At 55.7% G+C, this 1093-nt stretch carries 1 protein-coding gene; it reads right to left on the bottom strand.

Going from position 1 to position 1093, the window contains the following annotated elements; all coding sequences use genetic code 11:
* Positions 1–19 precede the first annotated feature (19 nt).
* Positions 20–1045 (bottom strand): major capsid protein, encoded by a 1026-nt coding sequence (locus E4K64_RS39935; RefSeq protein WP_000063280.1) that lies wholly within the window; start codon positions 1043–1045, stop codon positions 20–22.
* Positions 1046–1093 lie beyond the last annotated feature (48 nt).

Genomic DNA, 1093 nt, shown 5'->3' with positions numbered 1-1093 from the left:
TGGCCCCGAAGGGCCATGATTACGCCAGTTGTACGGACACGAACTCATCAGGGTCAGCCAGCAGCATCAGCGGTGCTGACTGAATCATGGTGAACTCACGCGCCGGATCGCCGGTGGTCACCCAGTTTTTCGGGTAACGGGCAGAGGCGTTAATGCCTTCGCGCTGTGCGTCCGCATCCTGAATGCAGCCATAGGTGCGCAGACCGCGTGCCTGAGTGTTCCCCAGCACCATCGTGTTGTCCGGCAGGAAGTTCTTTTTGACGCCGTTTTCCACGTACTGTCCGGAATACACGACGATGGCCACATCGCCATACATCCCCTTATAGGACACCGCTTTGCCCAGGTCTTTCACCGCTGTCTCCAGCTCGGAATTAGAGCCACGACGGGTATCCAGCTTCTCCTTGACGGCTTTGAAGGAACGGAACAGCGCCCAGCCTTTCGGATCGAACACGATGATATTCACCACACCGCTGGCGTTCAGCGCGTAGGCTTCGATATCGTCGGTCGGGTCATACGTGGACTTGTCACGCTTGCTCCACTCCGTGCCGCCGGACTGCGTGATGTTATTCTCCTCACTGCGGCCCATATCCACCTCAACCGGATCGAAGGCTTCACCGGTCATGGTGTATTTGCCCTTAAGCACGGCAGAAACTGCCTGCATCTCTTCGACCTGAGCAATGGCCAGCTCTTCGTCACGCATGTTCTGCATGATGATGCGACGGCGGCGGTAAGCCGGGTCCGCCAGATTCTGCGGATCTTCATCCGGCAGGCGACGCAGGGTCATCTGCGGATTCACTTCATGCTTCGGCTTGACATATCCCGGCGTAAATTCAGAGGTGGAGCCGCCACGGGAACGGATAACCTCACCGGAAACAATCGGCGAAACGTACAGCGCCATGTTTACCAGTCCCGGAATTTGTGAGAGATAGACTTTCTCCGTGGTGAAGGGATAGCTCTCACGGAAAAAGAGACGCAGAAACAGCGGATCAAACTTAAATTTCTGCTCATTTGCCGCCAGCAGTTGGGCGGTTGTGTACATCGACATAAAAAAATCCCGTAAAAAAAGCCGCACAGGCGGCCTTTAGTGATGAAG

It is taken from the genome of Bradyrhizobium frederickii, from assembly GCF_004570865.1.
Taxonomy (GTDB): Bacteria; Pseudomonadota; Alphaproteobacteria; order Rhizobiales; family Xanthobacteraceae; genus Bradyrhizobium; species Bradyrhizobium frederickii.
Note: the sequence above shows the minus strand (reverse complement) of the source record. Positions and strands in the feature narration are given on the sequence as shown.

What these genes read in the sequence shown, in the direction of transcription:
- E4K64_RS39935 (WP_000063280.1), bottom strand. Translation starts at nt 1,045, where the DNA reads ATGTCGATGTACACAACCGCCCAACTGCTGGCGGCAAATGAGCAGAAA.